Below are 20,418 nucleotides of genomic sequence, written 5' to 3'. Positions count from 1 at the left end.
CATTGCGATGCAGTGGGCTTGCATATTGCTGCCGCAATTGGCGATGGACGGCGTCCTCCGCCGCCTGGAAGCGCCCGACGGTGCGGCGATCGCGCTCGTCGAAGGGCCGGTGCAGCGGCGCACGCTGCATTCGGTGACGCCGGCCGCGCGCATGCTCGGCTTGCAGCCGGGGCAATCGCTGGCCGCGGCGCAGGCGTTGAGCACGCACTTCCGCACGTTCGAACACGATGCGGCCGAAGTCGAACGCTGGCGGGCGTTGCTTGCGGCGTGGGCGTATCGCTTCAGCTCGCAGGTGAGCACCGAACTGCCGCATGCGTTGCTGCTCGAGGTCGGGCATAGCCTGCAGTTGTTCGGGCCGTGGCCGCGGCTGGAAGCGCGGATGCGCGAGGAATTGCATGCGCTCGGGTTCCGGCATCGCATCGTCGCGGCGCCCAATCCGCATGCGGCGCGTGCATTGGCGAACGTGCACGACGGGCTCGCGGTCGACGAGCACGCATTGAATACGGCGCTGGGACAGTTGCCGCTGGAACGCAGCGGGTTGCCGCAACCGGTGGCGTTCGCGTTGTCGCGGATGGGGTTGCGCACGTTGCGGCAGGTGTTCGCGTTGCCGCGCGATGCATTGGCGCGGCGATTTCCGGCACACGTGCTGGCGTACCTGGACACGGTGCGCGGCGATGCGCCGGCGCCGTTGGCGTGTTATCGGCCGCCGGAGCATTTCGAAGGACGCATCGAGTTCGACAGCGAGGTGGAATCGAGCCAGGCGTTGCTGTTCCCGCTGCGGCGGCTGGCACAGGACCTGACGGCGTTCCTCGCCGGGCGCGATGGCGGTGTGCAGCGCTTCACGCTGGTGCTGGAACACGAGCGCTGCGCGCACAGCGAAGTGGAGGTGGGCTTGCTCACGCCGCAGCGCGATGCGGCGATGTTGTTCGAGCTGGGGCGCGGTCGCCTGGAACAGGCGCGCTTGCCGGCGCCGGTGCGCGGGTTCCAGCTGGTGGCGCGCGAGCTGCCGCCGTTCGTGCCCGCGGCGCTGGACCTGTTCGAAACGCGTGCGCAGCAGGACGTGCCGTGGCCGCAATTGCGCGAACGCCTGCGTGCGCGGCTGGGCGACGACGCGGTGCATGGCATCGGGCATTCGCCGGAACACCGGCCGGAACGCATCGCGATGGCGGGGCGTGCCACGTCCGATGCGCGGCCGCGGCCGGGCTGGTTGCTCGCGCATGCGATTCCGTTGCGCGACCACGCGGTGCAGGTGCTCGCGGGGCCGGAACGCATCGAGAGTGGCTGGTGGGATGGCGGCGATATTCGTCGCGACTACTACGTGGTGGAGACGTCGCTGGGCCAGCGCGCTTGGGCGTACGGGATCGCGGGCGATCCGTCGCCGGCGCACTTCATGCTGCACGGGTGGTTCGCATGAGCCGCCTGCCTGCCTACGCGGAACTGCATTGCCTGTCGAACTTCAGTTTCCAGCGCGGGGCGTCGAGTGCGCAGGAGTTGTTCGACCGCGCGAAGCAGCAGGGTTACGCAGCGCTGGCGATAACCGACGAGTGTTCGCTGGCGGGGATCGTGCGGGCGCTGGAAGCCTCGGAGGCGACGGAACTGCCGTTGATCGTCGGCAGCGAGATGGCGATCGAGGACGGGCCGAAGCTGGTGTTGCTGGTCGAAACGCAGGCGGGCTATCGCGCGTTGTGCGAATTGATCACGATGGCGCGGCGACGCGCGGGCAAGGGCACGTATCGCCTGCTGCGCGAGGATTTCGATCGCGCGCTCGACGGGGTGCTGGCGTTGTGGGTGCCGCGCGGGGCGGTGTCGGAAGCCGGCGCGGATCTGTCCGATGCAGCGTGGGTGCGGGCGCGGTTTCCCGACCGGGCGTGGGTGGCGGTGCAATTGCATCGCGGGCCCGATGATGCGGCCCGGTTGCGGCACCTGCTGGCGCTGGCGCAGCACGCGGGGATGCCGGCGGTGGCGTGCGGCGACGTGCACATGCACGTGCGCAAGCGACGCGCGTTGCAGGACACGATGACGGCGATCCGGTTGCGCAAGACGCTGGCCGAGGCGGGACGCGCGTTGTTTCCGAACGGCGAGCGGCACCTGCGCACGCGGCAGGCATTGCAGTCGATCTACCCCGTGGAATTGCTGGCCGAGTCGGTCGCGATCGCGGCGCGTTGCACGTTCGGGTTGCGGCAGATCGCGTACGAATACCCGCGCGAACTGGTGCCGGAAGGCCGCACGCCGGCGGACTGGTTGCGCGAGCTGGTGGAGCTCGGCATCCATGCGCGTTGGGCGAAGGCGCAATCGGGCGAGAAGGAACGCAGCAAGGCGCGGGAGTTGATCGAGAAGGAACTCAGGATCATCGGCCGGCTGGGATACGAGTCGTACTTCCTCACGGTGCACGACATCGTGCGCTTCGCGCGCAGTCGCGACATCCTGTGCCAGGGGCGTGGATCCGCTGCGAATTCGGCGGTGTGCTACGCGCTGGGCATCACCGAGCTGCAGCCGGGACAGATGGAGATGCTGTTCGAGCGCTTCGTGTCGGAGGAACGCAAGGAGCCGCCGGACATCGATGTCGACTTCGAGCATGAGCGGCGCGAGGAAGTGCTGCAGTACGTGTTCGAGCGTTACGGGCGCAGTCGCGCGGCGCTGGCGGCGGTGGTGATCCGCTATCGCGGCCGCAGCGCGGTGCGCGACGTGGCGCGCGTGCTCGGCTTGCCGCCGGACCAAGTGGACGAGCTGGCCAAGACGATGGAGCGCTGGAGCAGCGACATCCCGATGCCGCAGCATCTGCGGGAACACGGGTTCGATCCGGAGTCGCCGCTGCTGCGGCGCGTGCTGGCGCTGGCGGATGAATTGCTCGGGTTCCCGCGGCACCTGTCGCAGCATCCGGGCGGGTTCGTGATCTCCGAACATCCGCTGTCGACGCTGGTGCCGGTGGAGAACGCGGCGATGGACGATCGCACGGTGATCCAGTGGGACAAGGACGACCTGGACGTGCTGAAGCTGCTGAAGGTCGATTGCCTGGCGCTCGGCATGCTGACGTGCGTGCACAAGACGTTCGACCTGTTGCGCGCGAGCGGGCGGCGCGACATCGGGCTCGACGATATTCCGCCGCGCGACGATGCGACGTACGCGATGATCCGCAAGGCGGATACGGTCGGCACGTTCCAGATCGAATCGCGCGCGCAGATGGCGATGTTGCCGCGGCTGAAGCCGCGCGTGTTCTACGACCTCGTGGTGCAGGTCGCGATCGTGCGGCCTGGCCCGATCCAGGGCGACATGGTGCATCCGTACCTGCGGCGGCGGAACGGCGAGGAGCCGGTGAGGTATCCGTCGGAAGCGCTGCGCGAAGTATTCAAGCGCACGCTCGGCGTGCCGTTGTTCCAGGAGCAGGTGATGCAACTGGCGATCGTCGCGGCGGATTACACGCCGGGCGAGGCGGATCAGTTGCGACGTTCGATGGCGGCGTGGAAGCGCTACGGCGGGATGGAACACCATCGGCAGAAGATCATCGAGGGGATGCTGGGCAACGGCTATACGTCGGCGTTCGCCGAGCAGATCTTCGAGCAGATCAAGGGCTTCGGCAGCTACGGGTTTCCCGAGTCGCACGCGGCGAGCTTCGCGTTGATCGCGTACGCGAGCAGCTGGCTGAAGTGCCACGAGCCGGCGGCGTTCGCGGCAGCGCTCATCAATTCGCAGCCGATGGGGTTCTATGCGCCATCGCAGATCGTGCAGGACGTGCGGCGGCATGGCGTGGTCGTGCGGCCGGTGGATGTGCGTTACAGCGAATGGGATTGCACGCTGGAACCGATCGGCGACGGCAAGCAGCCGGCGGTCCGGTTGGGGCTGCGGATGGTGGATGGATTCCGGGAGGCGGATGCGACGCGGATTTCGGCGGCGCGTGCGCGATCGGCGTTCATCGACGTGACCGATCTTTGCGTGCGTGCGGAACTCGATCCGCGCGTGCGGGGGTTGCTCGCGGATGCCGGGGCGTTGCGCGCACTCGCCGGGCATCGGCACAAGGCGCGATGGGCGGCGGCGGGCGTGGAAGCGCAGCGGCCGTTGTTCGATGCAGTGGGGGCGACGGCGGAGCGGCAGATCGCCTTGCCAATGGCGACGGCGGAGGAAGAAGTCCGCATCGATTACGCGATGACCGGGCTGACGCTCGGGCGGCATCCGCTGCAGTTGCTGCGATCGCGGTTGCGGGCGCGGCGGTATCGGCGGTCTTCGGAGTTGCGGGCGATGCCGCAGGGGCGCGAGGTGGCGTTCGCGGGCCTGGTCACGCTGCGGCAGCGGCCGCAGACGGCCAGCGGGGTGACCTTCCTGACGCTCGAGGACGAGGACGGGCTGGTGAATGTCGTCGTGTGGCGACAGATCGCGGACGAACAGCGGCGGCCGTTGCTGGAGTCGCGGCTGCTGGCGGTGGAAGGAAAGCTGGAATCGCAGGACGGGGTGCAGCACCTGATCGCCAGGCGGTTGACCAATCTTTCGGGATTGCTGGGGCCGCTGGTGGCGGGGTCGCGGGATTTTCGATGACTCCCGACTGCCGAAACTTACCTGCTCGCGCGGACAAGCACTAACTTGCAGGACGTGCGAAACAAACCCCACTGCACTTTCCACCGCGCAAAGAAAAACCCCGCCGGGAGACCCGGCGGGGTTTGGTGTAAGGCCCTGGCGATGACCTACTCTTGCATGCGGATGCACACTACCATCGGCGCGGCTGCGTTTCACTTCCGAGTTCGGAATGGGATCGGGTGGTGCCACAGCGCTATTGTCACCAGGGAGAGGGTGGAGGGTCGCGGTTCAACCGGTCTTGTGGACGGATTGATCGCGCTCACGCTCTCAAGGGGTGGATGTAGCGAGCAGTTTGCATCCTTGTGGGATGCGATGAGGACGAATGCCTGCGACGTGTTGTCGAGGATAAGGCCACTTGAGGTGATATGGTCAAGCCACACGGATCATTAGTACAGGTTAGCTCAACGGATTGCTCCGCTTACACACCCTGCCTATCAACCACCTGGTCTTGATGGTTCCTTCAGGGGACTTGTGTCCCGGGAGATCTCATCTTGAGGCGCGCTTCCCGCTTAGATGCTTTCAGCGGTTATCGCTTCCGAACGTAGCTACCCGGCAATGCCACTGGCGTGACAACCGGAACACCAGGGGTTCGTCCACTCCGGTCCTCTCGTACTAGGAGCAGCCCCTCTCAAATCTCCAACGCCCACGACAGATAGGGACCGAACTGTCTCACGACGTTCTGAACCCAGCTCGCGTACCACTTTAAATGGCGAACAGCCATACCCTTGGGACCGACTACAGCCCCAGGATGTGATGAGCCGACATCGAGGTGCCAAACACCGCCGTCGATATGAACTCTTGGGCGGTATCAGCCTGTTATCCCCGGAGTACCTTTTATCCGTTGAGCGATGGCCCTTCCATACAGAACCACCGGATCACTAAGACCTACTTTCGTACCTGCTTGAGCCGTCGCTCTTGCAGTCAAGCACGCTTATGCCTTTGCACACAGTGCGCGATGTCCGACCGCGCTGAGCGTACCTTCGTGCTCCTCCGTTACTCTTTGGGAGGAGACCGCCCCAGTCAAACTACCCACCATACACGGTCCCCGACCCGGATCACGGGCCCAGGTTAGAACGTCAAGCACATCAGGGTGGTATTTCAAGGTTGCCTCCACCGAAGCTAGCGCCTCGGTTTCACAGGCTCCCACCTATCCTACACAGACGAACTCAACGTTCAGTGTAAAGCTGTAGTAAAGGTTCACGGGGTCTTTCCGTCTTGCCGCGGGAACGCTGCATCTTCACAGCGATTTCAATTTCACTGAGTCTCGGGTGGAGACAGCGCCGCTGTCGTTACGCCATTCGTGCAGGTCGGAACTTACCCGACAAGGAATTTCGCTACCTTAGGACCGTTATAGTTACGGCCGCCGTTTACTGGGGCTTCGATCAAGAGCTTCGCCTTGCGGCTGACCCCATCAATTAACCTTCCAGCACCGGGCAGGCGTCACACCCTATACGTCCACTTTCGTGTTTGCAGAGTGCTGTGTTTTTGATAAACAGTCGCAGCGGCCTGGTTTCTGCGACCGCTCCCAGCTATAGCCCGCATGGGCCACCAGAAGCGGTGCACCTTCTCCCGAAGTTACGGTGCCATGTTGCCTAGTTCCTTCACCCGAGTTCTCTCAAGCGCCTGAGAATTCTCATCCTGCCCACCTGTGTCGGTTTACGGTACGGTCTGCGTCAGCTGAAGCTTAGGGGCTTTTCCTGGAAGCGTGGGATCAGTGACTTCGGCCTAATGGCCTGGTCTCGCTGCTCGGCGTAATGACCCTCCGGATTTGCCAAGAGGATCCGCCTACCTGCTTTCCCCGGGACAACCAACGCCCGGTACACCTACCCTTCTCCGTCCCCCCATCGCACTGACGCGAGGTGCTGGAATATTAACCAGCTTTCCATCGACTACGCATTTCTGCCTCGCCTTAGGGGCCGACTCACCCTGCGCCGATGAACGTTGCGCAAGGAAACCTTGGGCTTTCGGCGTGGGGGCTTTTCACCCCCATTATCGTTACTCATGTCAGCATTCGCACTTCCGATACCTCCAGCAGACTTCTCAATCCACCTTCATCGGCTTACGGAACGCTCCTCTACCGCGCACGATTGCTCGTGCACCCCAAGCTTCGGTTTATCGCTTAGCCCCGTTAAATCTTCCGCGCAGACCGACTCGACCAGTGAGCTATTACGCTTTCTTTAAAGGGTGGCTGCTTCTAAGCCAACCTCCTGGCTGTCTGTGCCTTTCCACATCGTTCACCACTGAGCGATAAATTTGGGACCTTAGCTGTGGGTCTGGGTTGTTTCCCTTTTCACGACGAACGTTAGCACCCGCCGTGTGTCTCCCGGATAGTACGTACTGGTATTCGGAGTTTGCAATGGTTTGGTAAGTCGCAATGACCCCCTAGCCATAACAGTGCTCTACCCCCAGCAGTATTCGTCCGAGGCGCTACCTAAATAGCTTTCGAGGAGAACCAGCTATCTCCGGGTTCGATTAGCTTTTCACTCCTAATCACACCTCATCCCCTACCTTTGCAACGGGAGTGGGTTCGGGCCTCCAGTTGATGTTACTCAACCTTCACCCTGGGCATGACTAGATCACCCGGTTTCGGGTCTACTGCCTGCGACTATGCGCCCTTATCAGACTCGGTTTCCCTTCGCCTCCCCTATACGGTTAAGCTCGCCACAAACAGTAAGTCGCTGACCCATTATACAAAAGGTACGCCGTCACCCCACGAAGGGGCTCCGACTGCTTGTACGCACACGGTTTCAGGATCTATTTCACTCCCTTCACCAGGGTTCTTTTCGCCTTTCCCTCACGGTACTGGTTCACTATCGGTCGGTCAGGAGTATTTAGCCTTGGAGGATGGTCCCCCCATGTTCAGACAGGGTTTCACGTGCCCCGCCCTACTCAATTTCATCCGTACGGCCCTTTCGCATACTGGGCTGTCACCATCTACGGCCACCCTTCCCAAGGTGTTTTGCTAAAACCGTACGGACTTTTGGGCTAGTCCCCGTTCGCTCGTCGCTACTCAGGGAATCTCGGTTGATTTCTTTTCCTCCGGGTACTTAGATATTTCAGTTCCCCGGGTTCGCCTTGCATGGCTATGTATTCACCATGCAATACCCTTGCGGGTGGGTTTCCCCATTCGGACATTGCCGGATCAAAGCTTGTTGCCAGCTCCCCGACACTTTTCGCAGGCTGCCACGTCCTTCATCGCCTCTGACCGCCAAGGCATCCACCGTGTGCGCTTATTCGCTTGACCATATCACCCCAAGTCGCCTCGGGGCCGATACGTCGCATGCGAACATTACGACTATCACACTTCAATAAAGGTGCTCTCGCACCTCGCCTTAGCCTCTACGACACGTCATGGACATTCGTCTCAAAACGCTCGCTACATCCAATTTGTCAAAGAACACGCGGCCGGCTTCAGCGCCGTCCGCGTTTCAGATCTTCGTGTGCGCAGTAAACATTCAGAGTTGGTGGGTCTGGGAGGACTCGAACCACCGGCCTCACCCTTATCAGGGGTGCGCTCTAACCACCTGAGCTACAGACCCAAAAAGTCGAGCCAGGTAGAGGTGGTGGAGCCAGTCGGGATCGAACCGACGACCCCCTGCTTGCAAAGCAGGTGCTCTCCCAGCTGAGCTATGGCCCCGATGGTCGGGACGCTCTGAATGCAGGTCACTTGTGCGGACGCCTGACAGGCAATGCGCTGTCTTTTTGTCTCTAAAGGAGGTGATCCAGCCGCACCTTCCGATACGGCTACCTTGTTACGACTTCACCCCAGTCATCGGCCACACCGTGGCAAGCGCCCTCCCGAAGGTTAAGCTACCTGCTTCTGGTGCAACAAACTCCCATGGTGTGACGGGCGGTGTGTACAAGGCCCGGGAACGTATTCACCGCAGCAATGCTGATCTGCGATTACTAGCGATTCCGACTTCATGGAGTCGAGTTGCAGACTCCAATCCGGACTGAGAAAAGGTTTCTGGGATTGGCTCACCCTCGCGGGATTGCAGCCCTCTGTCCTTTCCATTGTAGTACGTGTGTAGCCCTGGCCGTAAGGGCCATGATGACTTGACGTCATCCCCACCTTCCTCCGGTTTGTCACCGGCGGTCTCCCTAGAGTTCCCACCATTACGTGCTGGCAACTAGGGACAAGGGTTGCGCTCGTTGCGGGACTTAACCCAACATCTCACGACACGAGCTGACGACAGCCATGCAGCACCTGTCTCACGGTTCCCGAAGGCACCAATCCATCTCTGGAAAGTTCCGTGGATGTCAAGGCCAGGTAAGGTTCTTCGCGTTGCATCGAATTAAACCACATACTCCACCGCTTGTGCGGGCCCCCGTCAATTCCTTTGAGTTTCAGTCTTGCGACCGTACTCCCCAGGCGGCGAACTTAACGCGTTAGCTTCGATACTGAGTGCCTAGTTGCACCCAACATCCAGTTCGCATCGTTTAGGGCGTGGACTACCAGGGTATCTAATCCTGTTTGCTCCCCACGCTTTCGTGCCTCAGTGTCAGTGCTGGTCCAGGCAGTCGCCTTCGCCACAGATGTTCCTCCCGATCTCTACGCATTTCACTGCTACACCGGGAATTCCACTGCCCTCTACCGCACTCTAGATCGCCAGTATCCAATGCCATTCCCAGGTTGAGCCCAGGGCTTTCACATCAGACTTAACGAACCACCTACGCACGCTTTACGCCCAGTAATTCCGAGTAACGCTTGCACCCTTCGTATTACCGCGGCTGCTGGCACGAAGTTAGCCGGTGCTTATTCTTCCGGTACCGTCAGAACCCCCGGGTATTAACCGAGAGCTTTTCTTTCCGGACAAAAGAGCTTTACAACCCGAAGGCCTTCTTCACTCACGCGGCATGGCTGGATCAGGCTTGCGCCCATTGTCCAATATTCCCCACTGCTGCCTCCCGTAGGAGTCTGGACCGTGTCTCAGTTCCAGTGTGGCTGATCATCCTCTCAGACCAGCTACGGATCGTCGCCTTGGTGGGCCTTTACCCCGCCAACTAGCTAATCCGACATGGGCTCATCCAGTCGCGCGACGCCTTGCGGTCCGCCGCTTTCACCTTCCGGTCGTATGCGGTATTAGCGTAAGTTTCCCTACGTTATCCCCCACGACAGGGCAGATTCCCATGTATTCCTCACCCGTCCGCCACTCGCCACCCACAGTATTGCTACTGCTGTGCTGCCGTTCGACTTGCATGTGTTAGGCCTGCCGCCAGCGTTCACTCTGAGCCAGGATCAAACTCTTCACTTAAGTATTGCGACTCCGGTCCGAAGACCTTCGCCTATGCTTTGAGTGCAGACTTCGCTCCAGGCAGAAATCACTCGCTGGCTCACAATTGCTTGTTTGCCATTTGAATTGACTTGTTGCTCTGTTACGAACGTCTGCAAGATGGACAACTTTCCACCCGCCAGACGCCCGCACAAGTCACCTGCGCACACTGTCAAAGATCATCGGAACCGGCCTCAGCGCCGCGTTCCGTGCCCGGCACCTAAGTGCCTGAGCGAGCCGCACATCATACAGCCCTTCTCCGGTACGTCAACACCTCGTGACGAGGTTTTTTCGGAGCCCCGGGACCGCGAACCGCCGGACCCGTTCGAAGGGGCGCGCATTGTGCCCGCCACCGATGGGCTTGGGAAGGGGGTCCGTGCACGTCCGAACGCTTGACGCCGCAACGGCCGCTCCCCGAATGTCTGTGGCCCCGGACCGAGACCCGCCCGCATGCGCCTGACCGCCACCCTCTTCGCCTGCTCCCTCGCCCTCACCGCCTGTGCCGGCACGCGAGGCCCGTGGGTGGAACTGGCGGGCCACCGCTATTCGGTGGAGATCGCGGACAACGACGAAGAGCGCGCACGCGGCCTGATGTTCCGCGATTCCATGGATGAATCGCACGGCATGCTCTTCATCCACGAACGCGAGGAACCGCAGGCGTACTGGATGAAGAACACGCGCATCCCGCTCGACATCCTCTACTTCGACGACAAGCACAAGCTGGTCACCCAGCAGCGCGACGTGCCGCCGTGTTCGCTCGGCGACCGTTGCCCGCCCTACGCCAGCAACGCGCCCGCCCGCTACGTGCTCGAACTCAACGCCGGGCAAGCCGCGAGCCTCAACCTGCAGGACGGTGCAGAACTGCAATTCGGGCCCGGCGTCACGCAGCCCTGACCGCGCCGGACTTGCCAACGCCCCGCACGCGGTTGCAGGCTTGACGCATGCACGACCGATTCGCGCTTCCCGAGTGGGGCCAGCTCGCCGCAACCGACGACGCAACGCTGCCGCTGCTCGCCACCGCCCTGCTGATCGCGCGCGATGAATATCCGCAGCTCGACGCCGCGCAATACGACGCCACGGTGCAGGCGCACGCCGACCACCTGCGCGAGCAAGTCGACCAGGTCGAACCCTGGCCGCAGAAAATGGCCGCGATCAACCGCCACCTGTTCGACGAACTCGGCTACGCGGGCGACAGCGAGCATTACTACGACCCGCGCAACAGCTACATCAACGAAGTCTTCGAACGCCGCCGCGGCAACCCGATTTCGCTGGCGCTGGTGCAGATCGAAGTCGCGCGGCGCCTGGGCGTGCCGCTCGATGGCGTGTCGTTTCCCGGCCATTTCCTGGTGCGCCTGCCGGTCGACGACGGCGTGCTGGTGATGGATCCGTTCAACCGCGGACGGCCGCTCGACGAAGACGAACTGCGCCAGCGCGCGCGCCCGCACCTCAACGGCGAAGCGCCCGACGACCGTGCGTTGTTCCAGATCCTCAACCCCGCCAGCCACCGCGCGATCCTGATGCGCGTGCTGCGCAACCTGCATGGCGTGTATTCCGAACGCGACGACTGGGAGCGCGCCTCGCGCAGCGCCGATCGCATCCTGCGCCTGTCGCCGGACAACGGCGATGCGCTGCGCGACCGCGGCCTGGCGTACCTGAAACTCGGCTACAAGCAGGGCGCCCGCGCAGACCTTGCGCGCTACCTGCAGCTCAATCCCGATGCGCAGGACAGCGGTCCGTTGCGCGAACGCCTCGTCGAACTCAGCAGTTGCGCGTCCAGGCCGAGCTGACGCGCCGCGTGGTGGCTCAGACCACCATCATCTCGAAATCGTCCTTGGTCACGCCGCAATCCGGGCAGGTCCACGTATCCGGGACGTCTTCCCAGCGCGTGCCCGGCGCGATGCCTTCTTCCGGCAAGCCCTGCGCTTCGTCGTAGATGAAGCCGCAGACGACGCACATCCAGGTGCGGTAAGCGGTGGCGACGGCTTCGGTCATCGGACTCTAGAATGCGTGGCGGGCGAAGGTGGGCATTGTCCCACCGCCGGGCCGCCAACACCAAGCGCCACCAGGAATTCGCATGCCGCGCGCGCCACGCCTTGCCCTTGAACGCGGGCTCTATCTCGTCACGCCCGACGATCCCGACCGTGATGCCCTGCTTGCCCGCGTGCAACCGCTGCTGCCTGCGTGCGCCTGCCTGCAGTACCGCAACAAGCAGGCCGATGCCGCGTTGCGTCGCGCGCAAGCGACGGCGCTCGCCGATGCGTGCCGCGCCGCCGGCGTGCCTTTCATCGTGAACGACGACGCGCGCCTCGCCGCGGACCTGGGCGCGGGCGTGCACCTGGGTGAACACGACGGCAGCCTCGCAGCGGCCCGCGCACTGGTCGGCGACGACGCCATCATCGGCGTCTCCTGCTACGACACGCTCGATCGCGCCCGCCAGGCGGCCGCCGCGGGCGCCGATTACATCGCCTTCGGGGCCTTCTTCCCGTCCACGACGAAGCCGAATGCGCGCCGCGCTTCCTTGTCGCTTTTGCGCGACGCCGCCCCGCTCGGCCTGCCGCGGGTGGCGATCGGCGGCATCACGCCCGACAATGCGCGCCCGCTCGTCGATGCCGGCGCGGACCTCATCGCCGTCGTCAGCGGCGTGTTCGACGCGCCCGATCCCCTTGCCGCCGCACGCGCCTGCCAGGCGCTTTTCGAAATCCCGGAGTCGTGATGGATACCCGCCGTTCGCAATCCCTGTTCCATCGCGCGCAGCAGCTGATGCCCGGCGGCGTGAACTCGCCCGTGCGCGCGTTCAAGTCCGTCGGCGGCGAACCGTTCTTCACGCAGCGCGCCGAAGGCGCGTACCTGGTCGACGCCGACGGCAACCGCTACATCGATTACGTCGGTTCCTGGGGCCCGATGATCGTCGGCCACAACCATCCCGACGTGCTCGCCGCCGTCATCGACACCGCGCGCGACGGCCTCAGCTTCGGCACGCCCAATCCGCTCGAAGTCACGATGGCCGAAGCCATCACCGCGCTCATCCCGAGCTGCGAAATGGTGCGCATGGTGAACTCCGGCACCGAAGCCACGCTGTCGGCGATCCGCCTGGCGCGCGGCGCGACGGGCCGCGCGCGCATCGTGAAATTCGAAGGCTGCTACCACGGCCACGGCGACAGCTTCCTGGTGAAGGCCGGCAGCGGCGCGCTCACGTTCGGCGTGCCCACCTCGCCCGGCGTGCCGAAAGCGCTCGCCGACCTCACGCTCACGCTGCCCTACAACGATTTCGATGCAGCGACCGCGTTGTTCGACGAATGCGGGCACGACATCGCGGGCCTGATCATCGAACCCGTCGTCGGCAACGCCAACTGCCTGCCGCCGCGCGATGGTTACCTGCAACACCTGCGCACGCTCTGCACGCAGTACGGCGCGTTGCTGATCTTCGACGAAGTGATGACCGGCTTCCGCGTCGCGTTGGGTGGCGCGCAGGCGCGTTACGGCGTGACGCCGGACCTGAGCACCTTCGGCAAGATCATCGGCGGCGGCATGCCCGTCGGTGCGTACGGCGGCCGTGCGGACCTGATGAAACAAATCGCACCGAGCGGCCCGATCTACCAGGCCGGCACGCTCAGCGGCAATCCGGTCGCGATGGCGGCGGGCCTGAAGATGCTCGCCCTCATCCAGGCGCCGGGGTTTCACGACGCGCTCGAAGCGAAGACGCACGCGCTGTGCGATGGCCTCGAAGCCGCCGCGCGCGACGCGAACATCCCGTTCACCACCACGCGCGTCGGCGGCATGTTCGGCATGTTCTTCAGCGCCGAACAGGTGGACACGTACGCGCAGGCCGTCGCGTGCGACACCGCCGCGTTCAATCGCTTCTTCCACGCGATGCTCGAGCGCGGCGTGTACCTGGCGCCGTCTGCGTTCGAAGCCGGCTTCATGTCGAGCGCGCATGGCGACGCGGAAATCGCCGCGACCATCGCCGCCGCGCGCGCCGCCTTCGCCACGCTGTGACGCACGCCGCGCCGTCGCTGGTGCTGTTCGACCTCGACGGCGTGCTGGTCGCCTACGACCGCCGCCGTCGCATGGAGCACCTCGGCGCCGCACTCGGCCGCGATCCCGATCGTGTGTACGCGGCGCTGTTCGAAAGCGGCCTCGAAGCGCGCTACGACGCCGGCGAGATCGACACCGCGCAGTACCTGGCCGCACTCGGCGAAGCGCTCGACCACCCCGTCGATCCCGCCGCGTGGCATGCCGCACGCGCCGCATCGATGGATTGCACGCCCGAGACCTGCGCGCGCGTCGCGACCCTCGCCACCCGCTGCGACATCGCGATCCTCACGAACAACGGCCCGCTCGTCATCGACGCGCTACCGCACGCGCTGGCATCGCTGTTCCAGCCCGACCGCATCTTCGGCAGCGGCGCATTACACCTCGCGAAACCTGCACCGGAAGTCTTCCGCAAGGTCGTCGCACACCTCGGCCACGCCCCGCACGCCGCCCTGTTCCTCGACGACAACCACGACAACGTCGAAGGCGCACGCGCCGCGGGCCTGCTCGCCGAACACGTCGCGCGCGCCGGCGAATTCGACGCGATCCTCGCCCGCTACGCGCTCGCCTGACGCGTCACCAGACGCCGGTATTCGGCATCGACGCCCACGGTTCCTGCGGCGGCAAATGCCCGGCCTGCAGCAACTCGACCGAGATCAAATCCGGCGACCGTACGAACGCCATGTGCCCGTCGCGCGGCGGGCGGCTGATGAGATAACCCATCGATTGCAGCCGCGCGCACGTCGCGTAGATGTCCTCCACGCGGAACGCCAGGTGCCCGAAATTGCGCGCGCTCCCGTAATCCTCCTCCGAGCCCCAGTTGTGCGTGAGTTCGATCTCCGCGTCGGGCGTCTCATCGGCGGCCAGGAACACGAGCGTGTACTTGCCCGATTCGTTGTCCATCCGTCGCGTCTCGCGCAGCCCCAGCCCGTCGCAGAAGAAGCGCAACGTCGCATCGAGGTCGCGCACGCGGATCATCGTGTGGAGGTATTTCATCTCGAACCCTCAGAGGAACAGGTCGGGCAGCGGCGATTGCGCAGGATCCATCGCATAGCCTGAAAAATCGGTGATGCCGGCGTCGCGCAGCACGTCCTCGTCGAGCAGGAACTGCCCGTGGAAACCCGCCGCGTCGCGCACCAGGGCAGCTTGCGCCGCATCGGCGACGATCGCCGGCTTGCGGCAGCGCGCGATGTCGATGCCCGGGATCATGTTGAGCGCATCCGTCGCGATGATCGTGCGCGGCCACAGCGCATTCACCGCCACGCCCTGCGGCCCGAACTCCGCCGCCAGCCCCAGCGTCACGAAGCTCATGCCCATCTTCGCCAGCGTGTACGCCGTGTGCGGGCCCCACCAGCGCGGGTCGAGGCTCGGCGGCGGCGCGAGCGCGAGGATGTGCGGGTTCGGCGCGCGCAACAGGTGCGGCAGGCAGGCCTGCGCGCACAGGAAGCTGCCGCGCGCGTTCACGTCCTGCATCAGGTCGTAGCGCTTCATCGGCGTGTCCAGCGCACCGCGCAGCCAGATGGCGCTCGCGTTGTTCACCAGGATGTCGATGCCGCCGAAGGCATCCACCGTGGCGGCGACCGCCGCGTTCACCTCGTCCTCCTCGCGGATGTCGCAGCGCAACGCCAGTGCGCGACCGCCCGCGGCTTCCACTTCCGCCGCCGCGGTATGGATGGTCCCGGGCAACCGCGGATTGGCGACCGCGGACTTCGCGGCGATGGCGATGTTCGCGCCATCGGCGGCGGCGCGTTTCGCGATCGCCAGCCCGATCCCTCGCGACGCACCGGTGATGAACAGCGTCTTTCCCGAAAGCGTGCCCATGGCGCGCGATCCTCCGTCATGCCGGTCCCTATAATCGCGCAATGCCGACCGCCTGGTTCGACGGGACCCTCGCCTGGATCACTGCGCACCCGCGCGCGGCCGGCGGACTGATCCTCCTCATCGCCTTTTGCGATGCCCTCGCGGTCGTCGGCATCATCGTGCCCGCGCTGCCGCTGCTGTTCGCGGTGGGCGTCCTCATCGGCCTCGGGCACATCGATGGCCCGTACGCGGTGGCCTGCACGGCCGCGGGCGCCTTCGCGGGCGATGCGCTGAGTTACTGGATCGGCCACCGCTGGGGCCCGACGATGCGCGGGCACTGGCCGTTCCGCCGCTATCCGCAATTGCTCGACCGCGGCGAACGCGTGTTCCGCCGCCACGGCAGTTCGGGCCTGGTGATCGCGCGCTTCGTCGGCGCGGTGCGTCCCTTCGTGCCCGCCATCGCCGGCATGCTCGGCATGCCGCTGCGCCGCTACGTGCCGGTCAGCCTGTTCGCGGCGTTCGCGTGGGCCGTGGCGTTCCTCGGGCCGGGCTGGCTCTTCGGCAAGTCCTACGACGCGGTGGCCGCGGTCGCCGACCGTCTCGCGCTGGTGCTGTGCGCGCTCGCCATCGCGGTCGCTTTGGCGTGGTCCGTCGTGCTGTACACGTGGCGCTGGTTCGCCGGCCACGCCGATCGCCTGCTCGCCAGCGCGCTGCGCTGGACGCGCGCGCATCCGCGCCTGGGCCGCTATGCCGGGGCGCTCATCGATCCCAACCGGCCGGAATCCGCCTCGCTGCTGATGCTCGCCGCGTGCCTGTTCCTGATCGCGTGGGCGTGGTTCGCGCTGCTCGCGGTGCTGTGGACGCGCGGCGGTCCGTTGCTGCTCGACCACAGCGTGCGCGATGCGATGGCGGCGTTGCGCAATCCGCTCGCCGATCGATTGATGGCGGCGCTCGCGACGCTCGGCGATCCCTCGGTGCTCGGGCCGGCAGCGATCGCAGTGTTGTTGTGGCTCGCCTGGCGTCGTCGTTTCGTCGCCGCCGCGCACTGGCTGGCCGCGCTCGCGTTCGGGTTCGCGCTGACCGGGGGCCTGCGCGCGTTGCTGCCCGCGCACGCTGCGTCGTTCGGCGTGCCGTCGCTCGAGGTCACGATGGCCACCATCACCTTCGGCTTCTTCGCCGTGCTCATCGCGCGCGAACTGCCGGGCCGCGATCGTGCCTGGCCGTATCTCGTGGGCGGCGCCATCGTCACGCTGCTCGGCTTCTCCGAGCTCTACCTAGGCGCGCACTGGCTGAGCGACGTGCTCGGCGGCGCGCTGTTCGGCATCGTGTGGCTGCTGGTGCTCGGCATTGCGTACCGCCGCCACGTGGCGCGATCGTTCTGGATGCGGCCGATCGCACTCGGCTTCTACGGCGTATTCGCGATCGCCGCGTTGTGGCACGCGCCGCGCAGCATCGAGATCACCCTTGCGCGCTACGCGCCCGCCGCGCCCGCCCGCACGCTCGACCTCGACCCGTGGTGGTCGAACGAATGGACGCGCCTCCCCGCGCAGCGCAACGAAACCATCGCCAGCGCGCGCGACGCCACGCCGCGTTGGGACCTCGACCTGCAATACGCCGGCAGCGTCGCCGCGTTGCAACGGCAACTCGCGGCGAAGGGCTGGCGCGTGCAGCCGCAGGCCGGCTGGGTCGCCACGCTTTCGTTGCTCGACGACGATCGCCCGCCTTCGCACCATCCCGTGCTGCCCGCCACGCTCGAAGGCCGCCCCGAATCGCTGCTGTTGCTGCGCGATACCGGACCGCAGGATGCAATCGCCCTGCGCCTGTGGCTGGCGCCGCAGCAGTTCCGTGCAGGCCCGCCATTGTGGATCGGCACCACGCAACGCCTGCGCCACGGTTCGGCGATGCGCGTTGCGTCGTTGTGGCGGCCGTTGCCCGACGATGGCCTCGCGCATGCGCGCCTGCGGCAGGACCTCGCGGGATGGACGCAGGCCGAAGCGCCGCATCCGGACACCGCACGCAACGTCCTGCGCGTGCGCGAACGCTGAGGCGTCAGTCGATCCAGTGCAGCATGCGATCGAGCCGCGCATGCGGATCGTCGAGTTGCAGCAGGGCCTGGCGTTGCGATTCCTGCAGCGGCAACAGTTCGGCTAGGCGCCAGCCCACCCACGAGGCTTCGTCGAAGCGCGCCGGCGGCGCCTTCGCGTGTTCGCCGCCCACCTGGTCGAGCATGTGCTGCAGCACGATGCCGAGCGTTGCGTGTTCCGGGCGCAGTTCGTCGTCCGGGTCGTACTCGCACCAGTCCACGTCGGCGAGCAGCAGGCCGTTGTCGCGCACGTGCGTGGTGGCCACGCGGAACCGCCGCCCGCCGCGGATGCGCAGGTGCAGCAGGCCGTCGGTGCCGGTGGTGAAATCTTCGATGCGCGCGTGCGTGCCGTACTTCGCCGGCGTTGCGGGCATGCCCACTTCGTCGCCGATCAGGATCAGGCACACGCCGCAGCCGCGCGATTCGCGCATGCATTCGCTCACCAAATCCAGGTAACGGCGTTCGAACACGCGCAGCGACAGCGTCGCGCCCGGCAGCAACACGCTGTGCAGCGGGAACAATCCGAGCGTCAGCGGCGCTTCGCGCAGCATGGGCGGTCGCGGCTCAGCGGCCCTGGCGCGCGGCCAGGAAACGGCGCGGCGCGCCGTCGAAGCCCCCGTTCGACATGAACACCACGTGGTCCCCGGGACGCACGCGTTCCGCCAGCGCGGCGAGCAACGCATCCGCATCCGGCGCGGTCACGCCTTCGCCGCGCAGCGCGCCGACGACCTTGCCCGCATCCCACGCAAGCTCGGGGCGATGCAGGAACACGACGACATCCGCGCCATCCAGCGACGGCGCCAAGGCATCCGAATGCGCACCCAGCCGCATCGAATTGCTGCGCGGCTCCATCGCCACCACGATGCGCGCATCGCCCACGCGTGCGCGCAAACCCGCGAGCGTGGTCGCGATTGCGGTGGGGTGGTGCGCGAAGTCGTCGTAGATCCGCACGCCGTCCGCATCGCCGATCACTTCGAGGCGGCGCTTGACGCTGCGGAAGGCCTGCAACGAGGCCAGCACCGTGGACGCCTCCACGCCCACCGCCTGCACCGCGGCCAGCGACGCCAGCGCGTTCATTACGTTGTGGCGCCCGAGCAGCGGCCAGTGCACTTCACCGATTTCGCGCCCGCGGTGCACGACGGCGAACGCACTGCCATCGTCGGCGAGCAAGCGCGCGGTCCAGTCGAACGTGCCATCGAGGCCGAAGGTTTCCACCGGCGTCCAGCAGCCCATCGCCAGCACTTCGGCGAGGTACTTGTCTTCGCCGTTGACGATCAGGCGCCCGCGCCGCGGCACGGTGCGGACGAGATGGTGGAACTGGCGCTGGATCGCGGCCACGTCGGGGAAGATGTCCGCGTGGTCGTATTCGAGATTGTTGAGGATCGCGACCGTCGGCCGGTAGTGCACGAACTTCGAACGCTTGTCGAAGAACGCCGTGTCGTATTCGTCGGCTTCCACCACGAATTCGCGGCCCGTGCCGATGCGCGCCGACACGCCGAAGTCCTCCGCCACGCCGCCGATCAAGAAGCCCGGCGAACGCCCGGCCGATTCGAGCAGCCAGGTGAGGATGGTCGTGGTCGTTGTCTTGCCGTGCGTGCCTGCCACCGCGATCGTCTCGCGGCCCGGCAGCACGTATTCGCTGAGCCACTGCGCGCCGGACGTGTAACGCCGGCCGTCGTCGAGCACCTGCTCCACCGCCGCGTTGCCGCGCGACAACGCATTGCCGACGACGATCTCGTCGCAGTCGGGCGAAATGTTGGCGGGGTCGTAGCCCTGGCGCAGCGCGATGCCGAGCTGTTCCAGCTGCGTCGACATCGGCGGATACACGGCCTGGTCGCTGCCTTCCACTTCGTGCCCGAGTTCGCGCGCGAGCGCAGCGACGCCGCCCATGAAGGTGCCGGCGATGCCGAGCACGTGCAGTTTGATGGCCTTCAAGCGGGTGTCCCGTGTTGCGTGGCGCTCAGCCGACTTCCTTCATCGGCGCGATCGCCTCGAGGATGCGGGTGAACACATCGTCCAGCGAGCCCACGCCGTCGACGACGGTGAGGTGCCCATGCTGGCGGTAGTAATCGATGACCGGCGCGGTGGAGGCCTCGTACACCTGCAGGCGCTTGCGCACCGCATCCGGGCTGTCGTCGGCGCGGCCTTCGGCCTTCGCGCGGCCGGCGATGCGCTCGACGAGGAGTTCCGTCGGGCATTCCAGCTGCACCGCGTAATCGAACGGCTGGCGCAGCTTGCCCAGCAACGCATCCAGCGCATCGGCCTGCGCCAGGTTGCGCGGATAGCCGTCGAGGATGAAACCGTTGGCGGTGTCGGGGCGCGAGAAGCGGTCCTCGAGCATGCCGAGCAGGATGGCGTCGGAGACCAGCTCGCCGCGCGCCATCACTTCCTTCGCTTCCAGGCCCAGCTTGCTGCCGGCCGCGACTTCGGCGCGCAGCAGGTCGCCGGTGGAGATGTGCGGCACCTGCAGGTGTTCCTTCAGGCGGGTCGCCTGCGTGCCCTTGCCCGAACCGGGCGCGCCCAACAAGACCAATCGCATCCAGGACTCCTGACCAATGCTCGGGACGGCGCGTCCACGGACCGCGGCGCTACACTCGCCCGCCCTACCCACGACTACGCCGATTTGCCGGGCACTTTACCCCAACCCGGCCCCGGCCCACGACC

The 20,418-nt window shown here is 65.6% G+C and carries 14 protein-coding genes, 2 tRNA genes and 3 rRNA genes; 8 read left to right on the top strand and 11 right to left on the bottom strand.

Annotated features, from left to right (window positions below):
• Nucleotides 1-7: 7 nt before the first annotated feature.
• Nucleotides 8-1,414 (top strand): Y-family DNA polymerase, encoded by a 1,407-nt coding sequence (locus tag LYSCAS_RS08660; protein WP_213433511.1) that lies wholly within the window; start codon nucleotides 8-10, stop codon nucleotides 1,412-1,414.
• Complete coding sequence (locus tag LYSCAS_RS08655) at nucleotides 1,411-4,527, top strand: error-prone DNA polymerase (RefSeq protein ID WP_213433510.1); 3,117 nt, start codon at nucleotides 1,411-1,413, stop codon at nucleotides 4,525-4,527. Before LYSCAS_RS08660 ends, LYSCAS_RS08655 begins: the two co-directional genes overlap by 4 nt.
• Nucleotides 4,528-4,660: 133 nt before the next feature.
• Here LYSCAS_RS08655 and rrf read toward each other — a convergent pair.
• From rrf to LYSCAS_RS08630, 5 genes are all read right to left on the bottom strand, one after another.
• Nucleotides 4,661-4,773, bottom strand: a 5S ribosomal RNA gene (rrf, locus tag LYSCAS_RS08650).
• A 158-nt stretch (nucleotides 4,774-4,931) separates the two neighbouring features.
• Nucleotides 4,932-7,810, bottom strand: a 23S ribosomal RNA gene (locus LYSCAS_RS08645).
• Between the two features lie 218 nt (nucleotides 7,811-8,028).
• A tRNA-Ile gene (locus tag LYSCAS_RS08640) sits at nucleotides 8,029-8,105 on the bottom strand.
• Nucleotides 8,106-8,127: 22 nt separating this feature from the next.
• Nucleotides 8,128-8,203 (bottom strand) — tRNA-Ala (locus LYSCAS_RS08635).
• A gap of 73 nt (nucleotides 8,204-8,276) precedes the next feature.
• A 16S ribosomal RNA gene (locus LYSCAS_RS08630) occupies nucleotides 8,277-9,821 on the bottom strand.
• The 16S, 23S and 5S rRNA genes sit together here with 2 tRNA genes alongside, the layout of an rRNA operon.
• 468 nt (nucleotides 9,822-10,289) lie before the next feature.
• Here LYSCAS_RS08630 and LYSCAS_RS08625 point away from each other — a divergent pair.
• Nucleotides 10,290-10,733: a DUF192 domain-containing protein gene (locus LYSCAS_RS08625; RefSeq protein WP_213433509.1), complete on the top strand. Its 444-nt coding sequence runs from the start codon at nucleotides 10,290-10,292 to the stop codon at nucleotides 10,731-10,733.
• 47 nt (nucleotides 10,734-10,780) lie between these two features.
• Nucleotides 10,781-11,626, top strand: coding sequence for a SirB1 family protein (locus LYSCAS_RS08620; RefSeq protein WP_213433508.1), 846 nt, complete (start codon nucleotides 10,781-10,783; stop codon nucleotides 11,624-11,626).
• Between the two features lie 16 nt (nucleotides 11,627-11,642).
• Here LYSCAS_RS08620 and LYSCAS_RS08615 read toward each other — a convergent pair whose 3' ends face one another.
• Entirely contained in the window at nucleotides 11,643-11,831 is a 189-nt protein-coding gene (locus tag LYSCAS_RS08615; RefSeq protein WP_213433507.1) for a rubredoxin, read from the bottom strand.
• Nucleotides 11,832-11,913: 82 nt separating this feature from the next.
• Between LYSCAS_RS08615 and thiE the strand changes: the two genes are divergently transcribed.
• From thiE to LYSCAS_RS08600, 3 genes are read left to right on the top strand one after another with little or no spacing between them, the layout of a single operon-like run.
• Complete coding sequence (thiE, locus tag LYSCAS_RS08610) at nucleotides 11,914-12,552, top strand: thiamine phosphate synthase (RefSeq protein ID WP_213433506.1); 639 nt, start codon at nucleotides 11,914-11,916, stop codon at nucleotides 12,550-12,552.
• Entirely contained in the window at nucleotides 12,552-13,835 is a 1,284-nt protein-coding gene (gene hemL, locus LYSCAS_RS08605; protein ID WP_213433505.1) for a glutamate-1-semialdehyde 2,1-aminomutase, read from the top strand. Before thiE ends, hemL begins: the two co-directional genes overlap by 1 nt.
• Entirely contained in the window at nucleotides 13,832-14,443 is a 612-nt protein-coding gene (locus LYSCAS_RS08600) for an HAD-IA family hydrolase (protein ID WP_213433504.1), read from the top strand. Before hemL ends, LYSCAS_RS08600 begins: the two co-directional genes overlap by 4 nt.
• 4 nt (nucleotides 14,444-14,447) lie before the next feature.
• Here LYSCAS_RS08600 and LYSCAS_RS08595 read toward each other — a convergent pair whose 3' ends face one another.
• A complete protein-coding gene (locus LYSCAS_RS08595) occupies nucleotides 14,448-14,867 on the bottom strand; it encodes a VOC family protein (RefSeq protein ID WP_213433503.1) in 420 nt (139 codons plus the stop codon).
• 9 nt (nucleotides 14,868-14,876) lie between these two features.
• Complete coding sequence (locus tag LYSCAS_RS08590; protein ID WP_213433502.1) at nucleotides 14,877-15,692, bottom strand: SDR family oxidoreductase; 816 nt, start codon at nucleotides 15,690-15,692, stop codon at nucleotides 14,877-14,879.
• Between the two features lie 41 nt (nucleotides 15,693-15,733).
• Between LYSCAS_RS08590 and LYSCAS_RS08585 the strand changes: the two genes are divergently transcribed.
• The gene (locus LYSCAS_RS08585) at nucleotides 15,734-17,716 is read left to right on the top strand and encodes a bifunctional DedA family/phosphatase PAP2 family protein (RefSeq protein WP_213433501.1); all 1,983 of its coding nucleotides are present in this window, start codon (nucleotides 15,734-15,736) and stop codon (nucleotides 17,714-17,716) included.
• A 4-nt stretch (nucleotides 17,717-17,720) separates the two neighbouring features.
• Here the strand turns inward: LYSCAS_RS08585 and LYSCAS_RS08580 are convergent, their stop codons facing one another.
• The 3 genes from LYSCAS_RS08580 to LYSCAS_RS08570 all read right to left on the bottom strand — a co-directional run bounded on the left by LYSCAS_RS08580 (nucleotide 17,721) and on the right by LYSCAS_RS08570 (nucleotide 20,293).
• The gene (locus tag LYSCAS_RS08580) at nucleotides 17,721-18,305 is read right to left on the bottom strand and encodes an LON peptidase substrate-binding domain-containing protein (protein WP_213433500.1); all 585 of its coding nucleotides are present in this window, start codon (nucleotides 18,303-18,305) and stop codon (nucleotides 17,721-17,723) included.
• Between the two features lie 13 nt (nucleotides 18,306-18,318).
• Entirely contained in the window at nucleotides 18,319-19,644 is a 1,326-nt protein-coding gene (gene mpl / locus LYSCAS_RS08575) for a UDP-N-acetylmuramate:L-alanyl-gamma-D-glutamyl-meso-diaminopimelate ligase (protein WP_213437726.1), read from the bottom strand.
• 70 nt (nucleotides 19,645-19,714) lie between these two features.
• Nucleotides 19,715-20,293 (bottom strand): adenylate kinase, encoded by a 579-nt coding sequence (locus LYSCAS_RS08570; RefSeq protein WP_213433499.1) that lies wholly within the window; start codon nucleotides 20,291-20,293, stop codon nucleotides 19,715-19,717.
• Between the last annotated feature and the right edge of the window lie 125 nt (nucleotides 20,294-20,418).

This window comes from Noviluteimonas caseinilytica, assembly GCF_018406605.1.
Taxonomy (GTDB): domain Bacteria; phylum Pseudomonadota; class Gammaproteobacteria; order Xanthomonadales; family Xanthomonadaceae; genus Noviluteimonas; species Noviluteimonas caseinilytica.
Note: the sequence above shows the minus strand (reverse complement) of the source record. Positions and strands in the feature narration are given on the sequence as shown.